The following is a 402-nucleotide window of genomic DNA, read 5'->3' as shown; positions in this document are numbered from 1 at the left end:
TTTGATTAAAATTTTTGTCTCTAAATTTTGCGTAGTTTCCCTCAACAAAGCTTCTCTCAAAGCTGCTTGTTCTACAAGATGATCACCAATGTAAAGAGAACGATCTTTTTGCAAAGTAACATAAAGAGGTTCATCAGACTGAACCACTGAAGGTATTTGAGTTATAGAAGGAAGCTGAACGGGAATGACAGATGTTGCCAAAGGTGCAGCAACCATAAAAACAATAAGCAACACCAATATAACATCAATAAAAGGGGTCACATTGATTTCGCTTTGCAACCCACTTTCGTCTGTATCCCAATCATTATTCAGGCTTGCTTTCATTTTTTATGACTTTTCTGTTGTCTTTGTTTATCAAGTTCACGGCTCAAGAGCCTTTCAAGAGCCGCAGCGATATCGCCT

1 protein-coding gene is annotated in these 402 nt (G+C 38.1%); it reads right to left on the bottom strand.

From position 1 onward, the window contains the following. Nucleotides 1–324 (bottom strand): biopolymer transporter ExbD (locus tag J7R13_RS09190; RefSeq protein WP_208438339.1); only part of this gene is annotated, 324 nt, incomplete at its 3' end. Nucleotides 325–402: the final 78 nt, after the last annotated feature.

This window comes from Bartonella taylorii 8TBB, assembly GCF_902825155.1.
GTDB classification, from domain to species: domain Bacteria; phylum Pseudomonadota; class Alphaproteobacteria; order Rhizobiales; family Rhizobiaceae; genus Bartonella; species Bartonella taylorii_A.
The sequence above is the reverse complement of the archived record's forward strand: the minus strand, read 5'-3'. Positions and strand labels throughout refer to the sequence as shown.